20 protein-coding genes, 1 tRNA gene and 1 pseudogene are annotated in these 16,500 nt (G+C 63.1%); 9 read left to right on the plus strand and 13 right to left on the minus strand.

Features of this window, described 5'->3' with window-relative positions:
- Positions 1-88 precede the first annotated feature (88 nt).
- Together NATTI_RS0110270 and NATTI_RS0110275 are read left to right on the plus strand one after the other, a co-directional pair.
- Positions 89-1,078 (plus strand): VOC family protein, encoded by a 990-nt coding sequence (locus NATTI_RS0110270; protein ID WP_006087800.1) that lies wholly within the window; start codon positions 89-91, stop codon positions 1,076-1,078.
- Positions 1,075-1,752, plus strand: coding sequence for an alpha/beta hydrolase (locus NATTI_RS0110275; RefSeq protein WP_006087801.1), 678 nt, complete (start codon positions 1,075-1,077; stop codon positions 1,750-1,752). Before NATTI_RS0110270 ends, NATTI_RS0110275 begins: the two co-directional genes overlap by 4 nt.
- Before the next feature lie 4 nt (positions 1,753-1,756).
- Here the strand turns inward: NATTI_RS0110275 and NATTI_RS0110280 are convergent, their stop codons facing one another.
- The 4 genes from NATTI_RS0110280 to NATTI_RS0110295 all read right to left on the minus strand — a co-directional run bounded on the left by NATTI_RS0110280 (position 1,757) and on the right by NATTI_RS0110295 (position 4,761).
- The gene (locus NATTI_RS0110280; protein WP_006087802.1) at positions 1,757-2,236 is read right to left on the minus strand and encodes a VOC family protein; all 480 of its coding nucleotides are present in this window, start codon (positions 2,234-2,236) and stop codon (positions 1,757-1,759) included.
- A gap of 104 nt (positions 2,237-2,340) precedes the next feature.
- A complete protein-coding gene (locus tag NATTI_RS0110285; RefSeq protein WP_006087803.1) occupies positions 2,341-2,985 on the minus strand; it encodes an RPA family protein in 645 nt (214 codons plus the stop codon).
- 1 nt (position 2,986) lies between these two features.
- A complete protein-coding gene (locus tag NATTI_RS0110290; RefSeq protein WP_006087804.1) occupies positions 2,987-3,916 on the minus strand; it encodes a hypothetical protein in 930 nt (309 codons plus the stop codon).
- 131 nt (positions 3,917-4,047) lie between these two features.
- Positions 4,048-4,761, minus strand: a complete 714-nt coding sequence (locus NATTI_RS0110295) for a ubiquitin family protein (RefSeq protein WP_006087805.1) — start codon at positions 4,759-4,761, stop codon at positions 4,048-4,050.
- A gap of 124 nt (positions 4,762-4,885) precedes the next feature.
- Here NATTI_RS0110295 and NATTI_RS0110300 point away from each other — a divergent pair, with 124 nt between their 5' ends.
- Entirely contained in the window at positions 4,886-5,203 is a 318-nt protein-coding gene (locus NATTI_RS0110300) for a DUF7091 family protein (RefSeq protein WP_006087806.1), read from the plus strand.
- Positions 5,204-5,219: 16 nt separating this feature from the next.
- Here NATTI_RS0110300 and NATTI_RS0110305 read toward each other — a convergent pair whose 3' ends face one another.
- From NATTI_RS0110305 to NATTI_RS0110320, 4 genes are read right to left on the minus strand one after another with little or no spacing between them, the layout of a single operon-like run.
- Complete coding sequence (locus NATTI_RS0110305; protein ID WP_006087807.1) at positions 5,220-5,456, minus strand: hypothetical protein; 237 nt, start codon at positions 5,454-5,456, stop codon at positions 5,220-5,222.
- Entirely contained in the window at positions 5,456-7,258 is a 1,803-nt protein-coding gene (locus tag NATTI_RS0110310; protein WP_019991798.1) for a b(o/a)3-type cytochrome-c oxidase subunit 1, read from the minus strand. Before NATTI_RS0110310 ends, NATTI_RS0110305 begins: the two co-directional genes overlap by 1 nt.
- Positions 7,251-8,054 (minus strand): cytochrome c oxidase subunit II, encoded by an 804-nt coding sequence (locus tag NATTI_RS0110315; RefSeq protein WP_006087809.1) that lies wholly within the window; start codon positions 8,052-8,054, stop codon positions 7,251-7,253. The genes NATTI_RS0110310 and NATTI_RS0110315 overlap by 8 nt, the downstream gene beginning before the upstream one ends.
- Entirely contained in the window at positions 8,051-8,254 is a 204-nt protein-coding gene (locus tag NATTI_RS0110320; RefSeq protein ID WP_006087810.1) for a hypothetical protein, read from the minus strand. The genes NATTI_RS0110315 and NATTI_RS0110320 overlap by 4 nt, the downstream gene beginning before the upstream one ends.
- Before the next feature lie 99 nt (positions 8,255-8,353).
- Here NATTI_RS0110320 and NATTI_RS0110325 point away from each other — a divergent pair, with 99 nt between their 5' ends.
- The 3 genes and pseudogenes from NATTI_RS0110325 to NATTI_RS0110335 all read left to right on the plus strand — a co-directional run bounded on the left by NATTI_RS0110325 (position 8,354) and on the right by NATTI_RS0110335 (position 11,591).
- On the plus strand, positions 8,354-8,557 hold the full coding sequence (locus NATTI_RS0110325; RefSeq protein WP_006087811.1) for a hypothetical protein: 204 nt from the start codon (positions 8,354-8,356) through the stop codon (positions 8,555-8,557).
- A gap of 25 nt (positions 8,558-8,582) precedes the next feature.
- A pseudogene (locus NATTI_RS0110330) lies at positions 8,583-8,993 on the plus strand (sulfite exporter TauE/SafE family protein); the annotation flags it as partial.
- A 12-nt stretch (positions 8,994-9,005) separates the two neighbouring features.
- Complete coding sequence (locus tag NATTI_RS0110335) at positions 9,006-11,591, plus strand: heavy metal translocating P-type ATPase (protein WP_006087813.1); 2,586 nt, start codon at positions 9,006-9,008, stop codon at positions 11,589-11,591.
- A gap of 265 nt (positions 11,592-11,856) precedes the next feature.
- On the opposite strand, the gene NATTI_RS0110340 is transcribed toward NATTI_RS0110335, so the two are convergent.
- Positions 11,857-12,099: a CDGSH iron-sulfur domain-containing protein gene (locus NATTI_RS0110340; RefSeq protein WP_006087814.1), complete on the minus strand. Its 243-nt coding sequence runs from the start codon at positions 12,097-12,099 to the stop codon at positions 11,857-11,859.
- 144 nt (positions 12,100-12,243) lie between these two features.
- Here NATTI_RS0110340 and NATTI_RS0110345 point away from each other — a divergent pair, with 144 nt between their 5' ends.
- Both NATTI_RS0110345 and NATTI_RS0110350 read left to right on the plus strand, forming a co-directional pair.
- Entirely contained in the window at positions 12,244-12,537 is a 294-nt protein-coding gene (locus NATTI_RS0110345; protein ID WP_006087815.1) for a DUF7521 family protein, read from the plus strand.
- Between the two features lie 39 nt (positions 12,538-12,576).
- Positions 12,577-13,203, plus strand: coding sequence for a class I SAM-dependent methyltransferase (locus NATTI_RS0110350; RefSeq protein ID WP_006087816.1), 627 nt, complete (start codon positions 12,577-12,579; stop codon positions 13,201-13,203).
- Between the two features lie 86 nt (positions 13,204-13,289).
- Here the strand turns inward: NATTI_RS0110350 and NATTI_RS0110355 are convergent, their stop codons facing one another.
- Together NATTI_RS0110355 and NATTI_RS27630 are read right to left on the minus strand one after the other, a co-directional pair.
- Positions 13,290-13,547: a hypothetical protein gene (locus tag NATTI_RS0110355; protein WP_006087817.1), complete on the minus strand. Its 258-nt coding sequence runs from the start codon at positions 13,545-13,547 to the stop codon at positions 13,290-13,292.
- Positions 13,548-13,816: 269 nt separating this feature from the next.
- Positions 13,817-13,996 carry a hypothetical protein gene (locus NATTI_RS27630; protein WP_081603631.1) on the minus strand — a complete coding sequence of 60 codons (180 nt, stop codon included), beginning with the start codon at positions 13,994-13,996 and terminating at the stop codon, positions 13,817-13,819.
- Between the two features lie 397 nt (positions 13,997-14,393).
- Between NATTI_RS27630 and NATTI_RS0110360 the strand changes: the two genes are divergently transcribed.
- Positions 14,394-15,218, plus strand: coding sequence for a helix-turn-helix transcriptional regulator (locus tag NATTI_RS0110360; protein ID WP_027119117.1), 825 nt, complete (start codon positions 14,394-14,396; stop codon positions 15,216-15,218).
- A gap of 227 nt (positions 15,219-15,445) precedes the next feature.
- Here NATTI_RS0110360 and NATTI_RS0110365 read toward each other — a convergent pair.
- Both NATTI_RS0110365 and NATTI_RS0110370 read right to left on the minus strand, forming a co-directional pair.
- Positions 15,446-15,517: transfer RNA gene (locus NATTI_RS0110365), tRNA-Thr, on the minus strand.
- A 173-nt stretch (positions 15,518-15,690) separates the two neighbouring features.
- Positions 15,691-16,440, minus strand: coding sequence for a DUF7114 family protein (locus NATTI_RS0110370; RefSeq protein WP_006087819.1), 750 nt, complete (start codon positions 16,438-16,440; stop codon positions 15,691-15,693).
- Positions 16,441-16,500: the final 60 nt, after the last annotated feature.

The raw sequence follows: 16,500 nt of genomic DNA on the forward strand, positions 1-16,500 counted from the left end.
TAACGGTTCGTCAGACGAGATGCCGCGTTCGCCACCTGTAGGCCTCGATGACCGGACAGGCTATCCGACTCCGGGCCGAACGCCACCCATGCTCACCGACACGCCGGGACTACACCACGTGACGGGGATCGTCGGGGACGCCCAGGAGGCGATCGATTTCTACGCGGGCGTCCTCGGCCTGCGACTCGTCACGCAGACGGTGAACTACGAGGACATTCTGCAACACCACCTCTACTTCGGCGACGCGGCCGGGACGCCGGGGACTGTTCTGACACAGTTTCCGGACCCCCACGCCGATCCGGGTCGTCGCGGAAAACCGCAGGTTGCGTCGGTCTCGTTCGTCGTTCCGGACGACGCGCTCGAGTTCTGGCAGACACGGCTCGAGGACCACGATATCACCGTCGAAGGCCCCTCCGAGCGATTCGACGAGCGCGTGCTGCAGTTCGAGGACCCCGTCGGAACGGCACTCGAGTTCGTCGCCGGACCGATATCGGATCCCGACTCCGACCTCGACACCGGTATCGAGCCGTGGACGGCGGGCCCCGTCCCCGAAGCCAGCGCCGTTCGTGGACTCCACGGCGTCTCGCTCCTGTCGGTCAACCCCTACTCGACGGCGAGCACGCTCGAGACGCTCGGCTTCGACCACGAGGCCGAATACGAGAACCGCATCCGGTATCGCGCGTCGGGGGCTCGAGGTTCGGACTCTCGAGCGACGGCGATCGACATCCTCGACCGCGAGGCCCCCTTCGGCCGCGAGGGACCGGGAACGCTCCACCACGTTGCGGTCCGAGTCGACAGCGAAGACGACCTCTACGAGTGGCACGACCTCTTCGATGACCGCGACTACGACGTCTCGCGGGTCAAGGACCGGCACTTCTTCCACTCGCTGTACGTCCGCGAACCGGGCGGCGTCCTCTTCGAACTCGCGACCGAGACCGACGGCGTCGCCGCCAGCGGCGAGACGGGCGGCACCGGCCAGTCGCTGTACCTGCCCGATCGGTTCGAGGCGGACCGCGACCTGATCGAGAGTCAACTTCCCGAACTGACGGCTCGAGACGGAGCCGACCTCGATCGATGACCGGCGCGAATCGATCGATGAGCGCAGTCTCGGGACCCCACGCCGGACAGCCGTTGCTCACAGCCGGTGCTCCTGCACTGGCCGCTGAGGCCGCGTTCGTCGTCTGCCACGGTCGTGGTGCGACAGCTCAGGGCGTCGCCAATCTCTTCGAGCCGACCTATCGCCACGGACTCGCAGTGCTCGCACCGCAGGCCAACCGAAGCCGCTGGTATCCGCGACCGGCGAGCGTCTCGCGAGCGGAGAACGAGCCGTGGCTCTCCTCGAGCGTGGACTGCGTAGCTGCCGCGCTCGAACAGGCCCAGTCGATCGGTATCCCGCCCGAACGAACCGTCCTCGGCGGCTTCTCGCAGGGCGCCTGCGTCGTCGCGGAGTTCGTCCACCGAAACCCGATCCGATACGGCGGCCTCGTCGTCCTCTCTGGTACGCTTCCCGGAACGACCGACGGCCACGAATCGACCGAAATGGACGGCTCACTCGAGGGAACGCCGGTCCTGCTCGGCTACGGCGCGGACGATCCCCACGTCGATCCCGATCACGTCACCGAAACGGTTCGCATCTTTGAACGGGCTGACGCGACGGTCGACGAGCGGCGCTACCCCGAGACGGGCCACGAGGTCACCGACGACGAGTTCGACGCGATCGGCGGACTGTTCGAGCGCGCTCTCGAGTCGTAACGAGCTACGTCGAATCCGGGCCGAGCCCTTTCTCCGAAAGCTCCGCCAGTGCATCCTCGCTTTTCTCGAGGTCGCCGAGTCCCATCCCTTCGAGGACGTGGTCCGCCTTCGTGAACTGGATCTCCTCGTAGTCGACGATCTGGAACCGGTTTCCCCACGGATCGTGGAACTCGAGTCCCGGCACGTCGAGGCGGTCGATCTCGAGTTCTGCGAGTCGCTGCTCGACGCAGTCCGCGTCGTCGACGACGAGTCCGAAGTGGCGGGCGTTGTCGGCCGTCTGGCCGGCCGCATCGGTTTGGACGAGTGCGACGAACTGGTCTCCCATGTCGATGAACGCCTTCGTGTCGCTTCGGCCCCGGAGATCGAACGCGAACAGCGAGCGGTAGAACTCGAGCGCGTCATCGATGTCGCCGACCTCGAGGGCGACGTGGTTCGTTCCCACGAGCCGTACGCGGTCGTCACGGCTGTCGTCTGTCTCGTTCATACTCGTTACTTGTCACTCGAGTCCGGTAACCGCTGTGCTGGCAGCGTCACTTGAGGCAGGACAATTGACTCCAAAAGAACGAAAGAACGGGTCGATCGACCGTTTCAGGCCGGCGCTTCGGCTTCGTCCTCGTCTTCCAGCCCCTCGAGTCCCTCGAGGGCCTGGATTACGTCGTTGCGGTAGTTGATGACGGGCGACTCATAGCGCTCGCGGGCCATCTGGGCGTACTCGTTGGTGGGGGCCGTCGAGCCGCTCTCGGGGGCCTCTTGCTCGGCTTCCCACTCCTCAAACGCCTCGATGCGATCGAGGGTGCGTTCGGCGGTTTCGACGACCCAGCGGTCGCGGGTGGCGTCGTCGACGACCGCGATAGATTCGGGTCGGACGGAGACGTTGACGGTGCCGTCGTCGGTCTCGTAGGTTCGCGGTTTGCCGACGATGGCGACGTACGCCGGCGGTTCGGTGTCCCGCAGCACGGCGGCGGCTTCGGGCTGGTACTGACCGGCGTAGACGAAGAACGTCCCGGTCGGATCGACGACGCGGCCGCGCCAGTACTCGCTGTCGTCGCCGACGTCTTCGGTTTCGGTGAGGGTGCCGACGATGAACACGCGGTTCGCGCGGTCGCCGGTCGGGAGGAGCGCGTAGTTGGGTGCGCGCTCGTCGTCGCTCTCTTTGAAGGAATACGTCGAGTCGTTGAATTCGGAGGCGAAGACGCGGCGGGCGACTTCGCGGGTGAGTTCTGCCTGGCTCATGTTACATCGACCTCGCTTTGATCAGCAGCTGTTCTGGATCGGCTGGCCCGTCGAGCTCTTCGACGTCGTCGGCAAGCACGTAGCGGCCGAACGTCGGTCCCTCGATTCGGTAGTAGGTCCCGACGATGTCGTCCATGATCTCGTCGGCGACGATAGTCGTATCCAGGGCGTCCATCGCCATCTCCTTGGCTTCCTCCAAGCTCAGCCCCGTCAGGTCCTCGGTGGCCTCCTTGTCGAAGATGACCTCGTGTGCGTCGATGCCGTCGTCGACGACCGCTTTGATTCGGAGGTCGAACTCGCCCTCGACCTCGCCGTGTTCGTTACAGCGGCCGTTCTGGAGGACGCGCGTGCAGTCCTCTTTCGGACAGCGCTTGATGAGACCGCTGCCGCTTTGCATGTCGACGAGCGCGCCCTCGATTTCGCTCGTGTCGTCGCCGACCTCGAGCTCCTCGTCGAGTTCTTCGATCACCGTCGTCGAGTTGAGTTTCACCGAGTACCGGCCCTGGTACTCGTCTGTGACGACGTTTCGGAGTTCGTAGACGCCACCTTCCTCGAGTGCGGGGAGGTCGGATTTGGCCCACTTGGTGAACTTGATCGTGCCCGTCGGGTCGCCAAGTAGACCGACCTGCGCGACGGAGTCGCTCCGGGGATCCCAGAGTTCGATGACCTTCGCGGTGAGGTCGATCCACTGCTCGGGTTCGTCGACATCCTCGACGTTGGCGGCCTCGCTGCCACCCCGCGAGATATCCTCGCGCTCGAGGCCGGCTTCCTCGAGGTAGTGGTTGGTGACGCTTCGGCGTGCCTCGTCGATAGGTACCTTGTACTCGTCGACGAGCGTGGTCAGGCGCTCCTCGACGTCGTCGACGCTCACGTCGATGTGGTCTGAAAACTGCGCGTGTATGTCGTCCGCGTGCTGTCGTACGTCGCTCATTGTGTCACGCCTCCTCTTTGGTTTCACTGGGAGGCATACGTCGGTTCGCGCCCAATAGTATTTAAAGTATCGGGGCCGGAGTGAAAGTGAACGTCGCCGAGTCGAACCGGGTGACTGCGGGGAGTCTGTGATCAGTCGTCATCGGGCTCGCTGTCGGAATTCGCGTTCTCGTCACCGCTGTCGCCGGCGTCGGTCTCCTCGTCGTCGCCGTCGGTCTCGCCATCGTCACTGATCGCGTCGATCCCGTCACCATCCGGGGTTTCGACGACGATCTGGATGTGGTCCCCGTCCTGCAGTTCGTAGTCGAGGTCGACCGCCTGTCCGTCGACCGCGATATCGACGCTCGTCTCCGGGTCCTCGTCGTCGTAGGTTTCGCCTTCGATCGTGATCGAGGAGTCGGTGATCGGCATCGTGACGTCCTCCATGGCCGCCTCGAGCGTCACCCGCTCGGGATGCATGTGCCAGACGTTACCGTCGCCCGGGTGGAAGTGGAACGTCCCGCCGAGTTCCTGGTAGTAGTATGCCTGTTGTTCGAAATCGAACGTCTCGCCGTCGACTTCCACGGTGAGCTGGCCGTGGTCGTGGACGCGGCTCTCGCCGTCGTCACTGACGCCCATCATGATAACGTAGCCGACCAGCGCCAGCACGAGCACACCGAGTACCGCGCCGAATCCATACACCGCAAGTCCGAGGGAATCCTCGCCTCCACCGTCTCCGGTCCCCCGATAGTCGTCGACGCGCCGCCGATCGATCCGGCCCAGTTGGCCCTCGTGGTCGCTCGCGAGATGCTCGAGGTAGGCAGCCTCGTCGGCGAACGACGCCTCACAGTAGTCGCACTCGGGCATTGATCGATCTAGGGAGGTCACTGTATTCAATCGGTCGGTCGGCTACCCGAGTCGCTGGATCGCCGCGATTTCGGCCCGCCTGTTGGCGACGGGTCTATAGTTCTCGCGGGCGAACCGGGTGGTAATGTCGGATCGTCGTCGGCTCGAGCAGTTTTTGCGCTCGCGGTTTCGAGAGGCGGGCGAGCAGTACGAACGCGCTCGCGGATCGACGAACGATCAACTCGCGGAGGCACGCGAGGCGTACGAAGCGGCGAAGAACGCTCGCGGCCTGCCGTCGGACGAGGCGGGCCGAGCGAAGATCGTCTGTCGCCGCTACGCCGAGCGCCGAGCGGCGAAGCTCGACGAGCAGTACCGACCGGCGTGCTACGAGGAGGGTCATCCGGACTGCGAAGGCTGCGTGGAGGACGTCCACGAGGGACGAATCGAAACCTGGGGGAACTGACGACTGCGTCTCCGTCTCAGTTACCGTTCGGCACGTCCCCGTCCGTTTTGTCGTCGCTTCTGTCTGCTCGGTCGTCCTCCCGTTCGGGCAGGAACGCCCAAACTACGATGAGTCCGGCGATGACGAGACCGAGGGCGGCCGACTCGAGGACGGTCAGGTGGATGTTGACCCAGACGAGGACCGTCCGTAGCTCGACGACTAACGGGACGGTAAACGCGAGGACGACGAGCAGTGCGCCCTTCGAGATGCGCACTACGGCTTCACCTCCGTGACGGTCGAACTCGCGAGTTCGCCTGCAGTAGCGAGGGCGGTAGTGGTGTACTGCTCGAGCACCATCCCGAGGACCGGGAGCGTATCGACGCTGACCGGGAACGGGTTGATGTCGGGACCGAACAAGCCGCCGCGGTCGATGATGCTCAGGAGCGGGAACGTGTACGCGAAGATTACGAGCACGATCGCGATTGCCGTCCAGAGCTTGAGGTTGTCGAGGACGAGCGGCGCGTCCTCGGGCCCGGACAGCGTTTCGGCGTAGCCGTTTGCCGGGAGGCTATCGCTCTTTCCGTTGAACGCCGTTCCGATGACGTTCGCGAAGAACAGCACGAGCGAGAGCGTCAGCAGGACCCCTCCAAGCGCGATCTGGGCCTGGAGTTCGCCGACGCTGCCGACGGCAGCCTCGAATTCGAAGCCGTCGTACAGCGGTTCGGCGGTCCGACGTGGGATGCCGAGCAGACCGGCGCGGTGCATCGCGTTCGACATGAACGTCATGCCGACGAACCAGAGGACGACCTGTCCGAGCGCGACCGACCGGTTCCAGAGCGCCCTGCCGGTCACCTGCGGGAGGAACCAGTAGGTGGCGGCCATGAACGTCAGGGCGACGGCCGTGCCCACGGTGAGGTGGAAGTGCCCGACGACCCAGAACGTGTTGTGGACGAGGTAGTTGATGTTCATCCCAGCGTTGATCATCCCCGAGAAGCCGGCGGCGGCGAACATCAGGCCGGCCAGCGCCATCCCGGTGAAGACGGGGTCACGCCACGGCAGTGCCTTGAGCCAGCCGAAGTAGCCCTCGCCGCCGCGTTGGCGGGCGCCGTGTTCCATGCTGGCGACGACGGTAAAGGCGGTTAACAGGCTCGGCAACAGGAGGAACATCGTGTTTGTCATCGCAATGAACTTGAACCCTTCCGCGATCCCGGGATCGAGGTACTGGTGGTGGATCCCCGTCGGGACCGAGAGGATCAGGAAGAGCACGAAGACGACGCGAGCGAGCGGGTCGCTGAACAGTTTCCCACCCGAAACCTTCGGCAGCAGGATGTACCACATCATGTACGCCGGCATCAACCAGAAGTAGACGACCGGATGGCCGAAGAACCAGAACAGCGTCCTGGTGAGCAGCGGGTTGACGGAATCGATCAGGCCGAGCGACCACGGCAGGAGGAACAGCAAGATCGCCGTGGCGACACCCAGCGTCGCGAGGTACCACATCAGCATCGTCGTCAGCACCATGAACGTCGGCAGCGGAATGCGCTCGTCGGGATTCTCTTGCTTCCAAGCCCACCACGAGCGGAACCAGTCGGCGCCGGCGAGCCAGGTGCCGACGACGAACAGGACGAGCCCGAGATAGAACATCGGGTGTGCCTGCAGCGGTGCGTAGAACGTAAACAGCACCGTCGCACTGATATCGGTCGCATCGGTGAAGCCAGCCAGAATCGCAACGCCAGTCAGCGTGATTCCGGTCGCCATCAGTCCGTACCAGCCCCAGGTAAACCGGAGGTCTTCGACGCCGCGATCGAGGCTAGTCGTCACCGCCCACGTGAACACGCCGACCAAGAAGAAGATGGTAAACGAGATAACGAGGAAGACGCCGTGGGCGGTAAGAACGGTGTAGTAGTCCGCCGAATCGATAAACCGATAGTAGCCGGTTCGGTGTAGCGTCTGGATGATTCCGAACACGCCACCCAGGGCAAGCGCGAGGAAGGAACTGTAAAACGCTGCTCGGACTACTTTCGCCTCTGCTGGGAACGCCTCGATGTACGTCGCTGTCGAATTAGCCTCACTCATCGTCCTCACCTCCATCGTCGTCGTCCTCGAGTTCTTCGACGACGGTCAGCGTCCCGCTGTCGTCGTAGCCATCGATCGTGAGCGTCCAGTCGTGGTCGCCCTCACCGAGTTCCGTCGAGTCGACCGTAAACGTCGTCTCCTCGGTCGTTTGGCCGGCGACCGTGACGTCCTCCTCGAACGTTTCGTCGCCGATCTCGAGCGTGACTGGCGTCTCGATGTCGTCGAGCATGCGGTTTTCGACCGATGCAGTGATCGTTGCCTCGTCGCCGAGTTCGACCTCGCTGTCGGCCTCGACATCGAGGGTGGTCATGTCGAACTCGTCTTCAGGAATAACGTGGAGTTGCCCCTCCATGTTGTGGTGGTCGGAGCCGCAGTATTCGTTACAGACGACGCCATACTCACCCGGTTCATCGAACTCGACGGTCATCTCCGACACCTCGCCGGGGATGACCATCGTGTTGACGTTGGTGCCGACGACGCTGAAGCTATGAATCACGTCGCGAGCTGTCACGTAGAACGTGACTTCGCTGTTCGCCGGCACTTCGATCACGTCCGGCTGGAAAATGAACGTCTGTGCGACGACGTAAGCCTCGTACTCATTTTCCCCGACCTGTTCGACGCGCGGTTCGCCGAAGCGCTCATCATCGCTCAACTCGCCCGGCTCGATAGTCGGTTCATCATCGCCGACCATCGTGATGCCGAGTCCGACCGCACCGTAGGTGATCGTCGCGATGAAGCCGACGATCAACACCATCGAGGCGATCAGCCACAGCTTCTCGTATGAGTGAATATTCATGCGAGACCCACCACCGGGAGCACGATCCCGGTAACCGTCGGCTCGTTTCCGAGGAACTCAACGAAGTACATGAAGAACCACATGAGCACCAGGATGAGGAAGTACAGCGCGATCAACGCGAGCGTCCCCACTGGATCGTACTCGTCGTGTCCGATCTCACGTATTTGTCCCGATTCCTCTTTGCCTGTCGGCTGATTCATGAGTCGGTGTTTGAATAGCCTTACCTTAAGTACCAGATCAATTCCTACCCCGTAAGAACGAGAGGTATTATTATGACTCTACAAACTAACCGCCTCGACATGGTACTCGAGACGGTTTCTCCCCGAACTTCGCTCGTCGTCGGACTACTGGCGCTCGTGCCGGTTTCTTGGTACGCACTCGGGAGTTCACTCTCGGCGGGCGTTGTCTCTGCAATCAACGTCTTGATCATCCTCGCCTGTCTCTACGTCGCGTTCGAGCCCGTGCCGGACCACCACGACCACGGCTCGAGCGGGACCTCGTAGATGCCGCTCACCGGACTCGAGGAGATCGCTCACGTCCGCCGACGCCGTTGCGGTCGTCGGCGACACGGTCAGGGAGTCGATCGGGATCCACGTCGGTATCGCGATCATCGCCAGCGGGCGCTACTATCTCCGGGGACAGGCTGGCGTGCCCCACGGCCTGCCGGTCGACGCCCCGTTCTTTCGGCGGCTCTCGAACGCCCTCGCGAGCCGGGTCGATCGACTGGTCGGAACGTCCGCAATCGTCGGACTCGGGGCAGTCCACGGACTGCTCCCGTGTCCGATCAGCTACCCGGCCTACCGCTTTGCGTTCGCGCTCGGGGATCCGGTTCGTGGCGCGCTCTCGCTATTCGTCCTCGGCGTCGGGACGATTCCGACGCTGTTTCTGTACGGCATCCACTTCCCGCATCCGCCGATTCCGTTCTACCAACCGCTGTAACTGATCGTTCCCATGAGTCGAGGCCCCCAACGTTCTGAATCCGACGCCGACGGGTCCACACCATCCGACGAGCGCAGTAACCGCGGTGACTCGACTCCGGCCGCTCGTCCCGCTCCCGAGAACGGGGGTGAACGGGAGGACGAAAGTGAACGCGAGGGCGGGAGCGAACGGAACACGTCGGCTGACGAGGGGTGTACGCTCTGTTCGTTCCCGACACCAGCCGAGCCTATTACGGACCCCCACATCGATGGCCGGTTCTGTTGTCGGGGCTGTCTCGAGGTCCACCGCACGCTCGACGACGTCGACGACGCCGATGTCGACGCCGTCCGCGACCGACTCGAGGACGAGCAGTCGAATCTGGACGATCTCGAGGGCGAAGACGCCTTCCTCGCCGTCGATGGGATGCACTGTTCGACCTGCGAGGCCTTTCTCGAGACGCGTGCGACGAATACTGACGGCGTACTGGGTGCAGAGGCGAGCTACGCCACGGACACGCTTCGGCTGGTGTACGAGCCGAATACGCTCGAGGCGGAGACGCTCCCGGAACTGATCTCGGGCTACGGCTACGACGCCCGCGATCGGGCCGACGGCCGCGACGAAGAGCCCCGCGACGCCGCGCTCGTGAAGTTTCTGATCGGCGGCGGCCTGTTCGGGATGATGGTGATGGTCTGGTACGCCGTCTTCCTCTATCCGACCTACTTCGGCTATGAGCCGCTGGCCGACTTCGGCAGCTACGACGGCTACTACGTGGTCGTGAACATCTGGCTCATGACGACGTTCGTGCTCTTCTATACGGGGTATCCGATCCTTCGCGGCGCGTACGTCAGCCTCAGGGCGGGGCTGCCGAACATGGATCTGCTCGTCTCGCTGGCCGCTATCGGGTCCTACGCGTACAGTACGCTCGCGATGGTCCTCGGGCGGACGGATCTATACTTCGACGTGACGGTCGCGATAATCCTCGTCGTCACGGCTGGAACCTACTACGAGGGGCTGATCAAGCGCCGAGCTGCGGGCTTGCTGTCGGAGCTGACCGAAGCACAGGTCGACGAGGCTCGACGCGCCGAGGACGGCGAGATGGTTCCGCTCGAGGCGGTCGAACCCGGCGACAGCTTGCTCGTTCGGCCGGGCGAGCGCGTCCCGCTCGATGGCACCGTCGGCGAGGGGGCGGCAGCAGTCGACGAGTCGCTGGTCACGGGCGAGTCCCTGCCCGTCGAGAAGGAATCCGGGGACTCGGTCCGGGGCGGGACCGTCGTCACCGACGCGCCGCTGGTCGTTACCGTCGGCGAGGACGCCGAGAGCACCCACGATCGACTCGTCTCGCTGCTCTGGGCGATCCAGAGTTCGCGGCCGGGCGTCCAGCGGCTCGCGGACAAACTCGCGACCATTTTCGTTCCGCTGGTCGTGTTCCTCGCGTCCGCGGTGACCGTCGGGTTGCTCGTAACCGGCTCGAGTCCCGCGACGGCGTTTCTCGTCGGTCTCACGGTCGTGATCGTCTCCTGTCCGTGCGCGCTCGGACTGGCCACGCCGCTGGCAATCGCTTCGGGCGTCCAGACCGCGGCAGGACGCGGCATCGTCGTCGCTGCCGAGACGATCTTCGAGGACGCTCCCGACGTGGACATCGTCGTCCTCGACAAGACGGGCACGCTCACGGAGGGGGCGATGTCGGTCGAGAGCGTCCACGTCGAAGCCGACGGCTCCGCCGATTCGAGAGTCGTCCCGGACGAACGGACCGTCCTCCGTCGCGCCGCGGCCGTCGAAGCCCTCTCGGAGCACCCGATCGCCGCTGCCGTCGTCGATGCGGCCCGCGAGTGCGAGGCGATCGATGGTGACGACGAGGCGGATCCGCAGGACGACGACGAACACACCGCCGACATCGACGGCTTCGAGCGCCACGCCCGCGGCGTCGTCGGTCTCGTTGACGGCGAGCGCGTCGTCGTCGGCCACCCAGATCACTGTCGTGACCGGGGACTGTCGATCTCGCCGTCGCTCGAGTCGCGGCTCTCGGCGGCGAGAGCCGCCGGCGACGTCCCGGTCGTCGTCGGCTGGGACGGTCGGGCACGCGGCGTGATCGTCGTCGGTGACGCCACCCGAGAGCGCTGGCGGGAGGCGGTCGAGACGCTCTCCGACGGCCGCGAGGTCGTCGTCCTCACGGGCGACGAGGGCGCGGCGGCGGACCGATTCCGCGATGTCGATGGCGTGAGCGAGGTGTTCGCTGGTGTGCCGCCCGAAGCGAAGGCGGAGACGGTTCGTCGGCTCCGGACTCGAGGCACCGTCGCGATGGTCGGCGACGGCAGTAACGACGCGCCCGCGCTCGCCGCGGCCGATGTCGGTATCGCCCTCGGCAGCGGAACCGAACTCGCGACCGACGCCGCGGACGCTGTGATCGTGGGTGACGACCTCGAGGCCGTTGCGGAGACGTTCGCGCTTGCGGCCGGGACCCACCGGCGGATCCGACAAAACCTCGCCTGGGCGTTCGTCTACAACGCGGTCGCAATCCCGCTGGCGATCGCCGGACTGTTGAACCCCCTCTTCGCCGCGGTCGCGATGGCCGCGAGCAGTTTGCTGGTCGTGGCCAACTCCGCGCGGTCGATTCGGTGAGGAGTCTCGAGGTCAGTAGCTATCGTAACAACTGAAACGAGTTACACATTGATCGTACTACCGCGGTTCTCACTTACTCCGTTCACTCACGGGTCGCTTATGCTCCCCGTCTGCTCACGGGTACTATGCGCCCGTTCGCATGGTCCGCGGGATCAGAGGTCCCGCGTTATTCGCTTTCCGCGGTTCTCGCTCCGAACCGCGCTCGCTCCGAACCGCGCTCGCTCCGAACCGCGTAGCCGTCCTGCGATCGAGTGTGCGTTGGCGGTCAGTGGCTACTACATTCCTCGTCGGCCGTCACCACTTGCTCAACTTCTCGCCGTTCACCGTCTTCGTAGACGTAGGTCGTCTCCGACGCCTCGTCTTTGGTCTGCCGGTGACTGCCGTCACAGAAGGGAAACGACGCCGAGAGCCCGCACTGACAGATTGCGACGTCACCTTTCTCGTCGTCGATATCGTCGGGGCCGAGTTTCCGCGGTCCCGTCGCCTCGAGTTCGACCAGTCGTGTCATGATTCCAATTCGGAGCCGTCGGTGAAAAGCACCTGGCCCGATCGAACGGTTCGATCGCCTCGAGGGACGCTTGGTTGGCGTGGCCGAAACCGTCGTGAACGCAAGCTACTTGGTGCCTGTTTGTAATTCTCGACGTGGAACTACATGAGCGTCCACGATGGAGGAACGTCGATCGCTATCGCACTCGCAGTCGTCAAGACGCTTATCCTGCTCGTGGGTAGCGTTATCACGTTCTTCGCGTACAAGGCCTATCGTCGGACGCGACAGCGCGCGCTGGGCTTGCTCGCCGCCGGCTTCGGCCTCGTCACGCTGGGGCTGGTACTCGCCGGCTTGCTCTACGAACTGCTCGAGGTCTCACTGATGACGGGCATTCTGCTCGAGAGTCTCCTCATGCTCGTCGGCTTCACCGTCATTGCGTACTCGCTGTACGTCTCCTGAGGCGACTACCTAAGGCCCTGCGCCCCGCGAGTACGACCAGTGACCGACGACGAGTCACCGGTGACGGATGATCCGTCCGACCGTGCCCAGCCGTGGCACTCGGACGATATATCGCCGGTTCTGCGATCGATCGGTAACGGACTTTCTCCGGGACGGTGCCTCGACGTCGCCACCGGAACCGGGCGGAACGCCCTCCCCCTCGCGGCGCGCGGCTGGACCGTCGACGCCGTCGACCTCTCGAGTGCAAAACTGGAACGGGCGCGCGAACGGGAACGGGGCCGTACACGACGGACTGGCCAGCCACCCTCGGAACCCGTGAACTGGATCCTGGCCGACGTCGACAGCTACTGCTTTCCGGGCGGCGTCTACGACTTGCTCACAGTGAGTTTTTTCGACGCGCGCGATCGGTTGTCGGATATCGTCGACGCGCTCGCCCCCGGCGGCGTGCTCTGGTACGAACACTACCTCGAGTCGCCAGCGGCGGAGTCCGGCGCAAGGAATCCGTTCCGATTCGAGCCGAACGAACTCCTGACGGCATGCTCGCGTTCGAAGCTGACGGTTCTGTACTACGCCGAGTACGTTGTCGGTGACGAGCCACGCGTGGTGCTGGTTGCGCGCAACGAGGACGGCGTCCGCCGTTGGCGACCGACGCTTCCGGCACCGTAGTCGACGGCGTTACAGCCAGGTCGGTCCGAGACGTCCTCGTCGTCCTGCTCGTGCTATCGTAACAACTCGAACTGTTCACACACCGATCACATAGTCGGCGTTCGATCGAGTGTGCACTGACGTCCAGTGGCTACTGTAGGTGTGTTGGCGTCCAGTCGAGTAGATTCGCCGCTTTCGGGTTCGAGAGCGCCGGACTGTGCTCGCTCGAGTGCGGTCTCCTTGGGGAGTCCGCCATCTTTCATTTCGAGGAACTTTGCGGTCGGTCCCCCGAAGTAGTTCTCGCCGTCCACACGGTGAAACGCTCCGTGGTCGCCGTGGTTGGCCGCGAGCGTCGTCTCGACCATCCGGGGCGACGTCGCGTGCGTCCACGTAGGAGCCGACGTTTCCGCACGAGTCCGCCGCCGAGAGATTGGTGTACTGAAACGGAGTCATCCGCTGAACTCATGCTCTCGCACGCCCGTTGGTCTTGCTGCCGATATCTGATCGAATTCTGGTATGAATTAGCTGCAGGATAGAGATCAGATGTGTGGTTACATCTCATTACACCTCACAGAGGCTGAATCGTCTGTTGAATAGTGGTATTTGCTGATGGTTCGATAGCAAACCAGTTCAGCTAGCAGTAGTAGACCCAAAAGCTATGTTTTTCCGAGCAATCGATTTCCTCGTAATCGCCGAAGGCACGCCTGTACGGGCTGATTTTCAGTTCCACATCCGCTTCGGGGACTGTGACATTACTGAGTTCTCCACATTTCGGACACGTGACTTTCCGCGTTTTTGATGTTTGTATCTTCATCGGTCAGATGGCATACAACGTGATTTTTCGCGTGATACGCCGTCAATCTGCTTGGGGTTATGTCTCATGGACTCGTACTGTCGCCCATCGGGCACTAATACGATGGGAAACGTTAGGTAGCTACCTTCTGCAGTTTGTGCAGTCGCTGACAACCGTGCAGATGATACAGAACGCCCAACCGCTGCAAGCAGGAGACCGCCGCTATAGGTGTCTCTTGATTGCATGCGGCCCCAACATTCACTGGCAATGATGCGATTGTTCTCTGTCGTTCTGATCGTGAATCAACAAATCCCTACAGCGCTCGTCTACGACTGCTCACGAGTTGATTCTGCCAATTTCCTATTATCTGCGATTGAGAGGAGCCAATAGTTTTGACCGTGGTTGGTGAAACGTTACCATGGTTGCTGATAGCACGAGGCGATTAAGTCCAGACTCGCCAATCGGTGATATCGCGTATCTCGCGCGGTCGGAGCATCGCATCCCGGCACTCGTCGCGCTGGCAGAGCGTCCCCGGAGTCGTTCTGAACTCTGCGAGTTGACCGGTGTCTCCTCCTCTACGATCCGACGAACGTTGACCGAATTCGAAGACCGGTGCTGGATCCGCAAAGACGGGTGCGAATACGTAGCAACTCGGCTGGGAGAGGGGACCGCAACTGAGATGGACGACCTGATCAACTGGGTCGAAACCGAACGAATGTTGCGAGACGTCTGGCACTGGCTCCCCGATGCAGTCAGTAAAATTCCAACCGAGACGTGGGCGGAACTGAACGTTACTGTCGCGGACCCCGATGCCCCGTACCGTCCGGTGACGCGATTCGAATCGCTTCTCGAGGAAACGACTATGTTACGCTATCTTCGGCCCGAGGTTGCGTTGATGGACCCCTGTTTTGATATTCTCTGTCAACAGGTCGACGACGGGGTGGACGTGACGTTGATTGACCGACCAAAGTGCCATGCATACTTTCTGTCGATGTACCCAGAGCGCAGTTCCGAATTGTTACAACGGGACAATTTCACGGTACTTGAACACGACCAGTTGCCGCCGTATGGAACCGGTCTGCTCGATGAGCGTGTTATCATTAGTTGTTACGAGCAGGACAGCGGGGTGGTTCAGGCAGTGGTCGATACCGACGTATCGGTGGTCCGCGAGTGGGCCCACTCGATCTACGAAAGCTACCGATCCGATGCTCGGCCGATCGAATCCAAGCAGCTTGCCGAGTGATTCCCCAGCGTGATAGTTGACTTATGGAATGCAAGCGGAGAGTCCGAATATGACGGAGGATACGAGTAACAGCTGTGAGGTGGTTCGAGAGACCGGAGGCCTCTCGTCATCAAGCGAACCCTTCGGTTTCGCGGACCTCGCGAAGCTTCACTTCGCTCGGTTGCTTCGACTCGCGTGCCTCAAATCCCGGATCTGGCTTTCGCTCCTCACGATTGTTCGTCGTAGAAAGCCTAGGCCGGGATTTGAACCCGGGCTCTCGTCCTTACCAAGGACGCGCTTTACCGCTAAGCTACCCAGGCGCGCATTCCTCAGTTGTCTCGAGTCGTCTTTAGGGCTTTCGATTCGCCACCGGGCGTGGGTGGGTGTGTCTCGGTCGGCCGACACCCGTCTCATACGGTTTGCTGTACCGATGTACCGGTAGGACTGCAGGACGGGTCCCGGTCCCACCGGAAACGACTTACAGCGGACAGTATCAGGGGTCGGTCGCCGACGTCGCTCGATCGGTTGTGTGCTCCTCGAGCGACTGCTCGGAGCGTGTCGGCTCGAGGTCGGCGAGGTACGTTGCGGCCGGCGGGAAGGGGGCCTCGACGCTATCAGCGATTTCGTCGACGGTCGCGAGTAGCCGTGGAGAGGGCGTCTCGCCGACGGCAGCGGCGCCGGTGAGCACCGCGAGTTCGAGGATGTCCCGTTCCAGGTTGGCATCGATGGTTGCGGGATCCGTTTTCCCACCGTTTCCCGTGGTCCGTCGGGACTGGTCGCGGCCGAACGCTTGGACGGTCCGGACGGCTTTGCCGGCGGCGTCGGTGCGGGCGAGCAGGTAGAAGCCGCGGGCGACGAGGATGTCGGCCGCGAGGATCTCGAGGTCTCCCGTCTCGGCGCTGTCGTCGCCAGTTCCGTTCTCGATCCACGGCTCGTCGTGTGCGAGGGCCCTCGTCAGCCGCAGGCCCTCGTAGATGAGCTGGACGCCGGCAGCCTGGGTGGCGACCCCGCTCGTGTCGTCGAGTTCGTCGCTGTACTCGGTCCCGCGATCGGACGCTGGTGTGTCGACGTCGAGGACGCTGCGTCCGTCGGCCGCCGTCGCCACAGCGCTCTCGATCGTGAGCACGCCGGGAACCATCGAGGCCTCCGCGAGGCTAGCTTCGATGTAGTCGTGTAGCTCGGGTGGTTCCACGTCTGCGACGGCCTCGTAGGCGGCACGCCGACAGCTGTCGGCTTTCTCCATCAGCAGAGGCTTACGACGGTGTAGCCAAAGACCTTTGGAAACGTCCGATCGATTGGTGAC

It is taken from the genome of Natronorubrum tibetense GA33, from assembly GCF_000383975.1.
GTDB classification, from domain to species: Archaea; Halobacteriota; Halobacteria; order Halobacteriales; family Natrialbaceae; genus Natronorubrum; species Natronorubrum tibetense.

What these genes read in the sequence shown, in the direction of transcription:
- NATTI_RS0110270 (WP_006087800.1), top strand. Translation starts at nt 89, where the DNA reads ATGCTCACCGACACGCCGGGACTACACCACGTGACGGGGATCGTCGGG.
- NATTI_RS0110275 (WP_006087801.1), top strand. Translation starts at nt 1,075, where the DNA reads ATGACCGGCGCGAATCGATCGATGAGCGCAGTCTCGGGACCCCACGCC.
- NATTI_RS0110280 (WP_006087802.1), bottom strand. Translation starts at nt 2,236, where the DNA reads ATGAACGAGACAGACGACAGCCGTGACGACCGCGTACGGCTCGTGGGA.
- NATTI_RS0110285 (WP_006087803.1), bottom strand. Translation starts at nt 2,985, where the DNA reads ATGAGCCAGGCAGAACTCACCCGCGAAGTCGCCCGCCGCGTCTTCGCC.
- NATTI_RS0110290 (WP_006087804.1), bottom strand. Translation starts at nt 3,916, where the DNA reads ATGAGCGACGTACGACAGCACGCGGACGACATACACGCGCAGTTTTCA.
- NATTI_RS0110295 (WP_006087805.1), bottom strand. Translation starts at nt 4,761, where the DNA reads ATGCCCGAGTGCGACTACTGTGAGGCGTCGTTCGCCGACGAGGCTGCC.
- NATTI_RS0110300 (WP_006087806.1), top strand. Translation starts at nt 4,886, where the DNA reads ATGTCGGATCGTCGTCGGCTCGAGCAGTTTTTGCGCTCGCGGTTTCGA.
- NATTI_RS0110310 (WP_019991798.1), bottom strand. Translation starts at nt 7,258, where the DNA reads ATGAGTGAGGCTAATTCGACAGCGACGTACATCGAGGCGTTCCCAGCA.
- NATTI_RS0110315 (WP_006087809.1), bottom strand. Translation starts at nt 8,054, where the DNA reads ATGAATATTCACTCATACGAGAAGCTGTGGCTGATCGCCTCGATGGTG.
- NATTI_RS0110320 (WP_006087810.1), bottom strand. Translation starts at nt 8,254, where the DNA reads ATGAATCAGCCGACAGGCAAAGAGGAATCGGGACAAATACGTGAGATC.
- NATTI_RS0110325 (WP_006087811.1), top strand. Translation starts at nt 8,354, where the DNA reads ATGGTACTCGAGACGGTTTCTCCCCGAACTTCGCTCGTCGTCGGACTA.
- NATTI_RS0110335 (WP_006087813.1), top strand. Translation starts at nt 9,006, where the DNA reads ATGAGTCGAGGCCCCCAACGTTCTGAATCCGACGCCGACGGGTCCACA.
- NATTI_RS0110340 (WP_006087814.1), bottom strand. Translation starts at nt 12,099, where the DNA reads ATGACACGACTGGTCGAACTCGAGGCGACGGGACCGCGGAAACTCGGC.
- NATTI_RS0110345 (WP_006087815.1), top strand. Translation starts at nt 12,244, where the DNA reads ATGAGCGTCCACGATGGAGGAACGTCGATCGCTATCGCACTCGCAGTC.
- NATTI_RS0110355 (WP_006087817.1), bottom strand. Translation starts at nt 13,547, where the DNA reads ATGGTCGAGACGACGCTCGCGGCCAACCACGGCGACCACGGAGCGTTT.
- NATTI_RS27630 (WP_081603631.1), bottom strand. Translation starts at nt 13,996, where the DNA reads ATGAAGATACAAACATCAAAAACGCGGAAAGTCACGTGTCCGAAATGT.
- NATTI_RS0110360 (WP_027119117.1), top strand. Translation starts at nt 14,394, where the DNA reads ATGGTTGCTGATAGCACGAGGCGATTAAGTCCAGACTCGCCAATCGGT.
- NATTI_RS0110370 (WP_006087819.1), bottom strand. Translation starts at nt 16,440, where the DNA reads ATGGAGAAAGCCGACAGCTGTCGGCGTGCCGCCTACGAGGCCGTCGCA.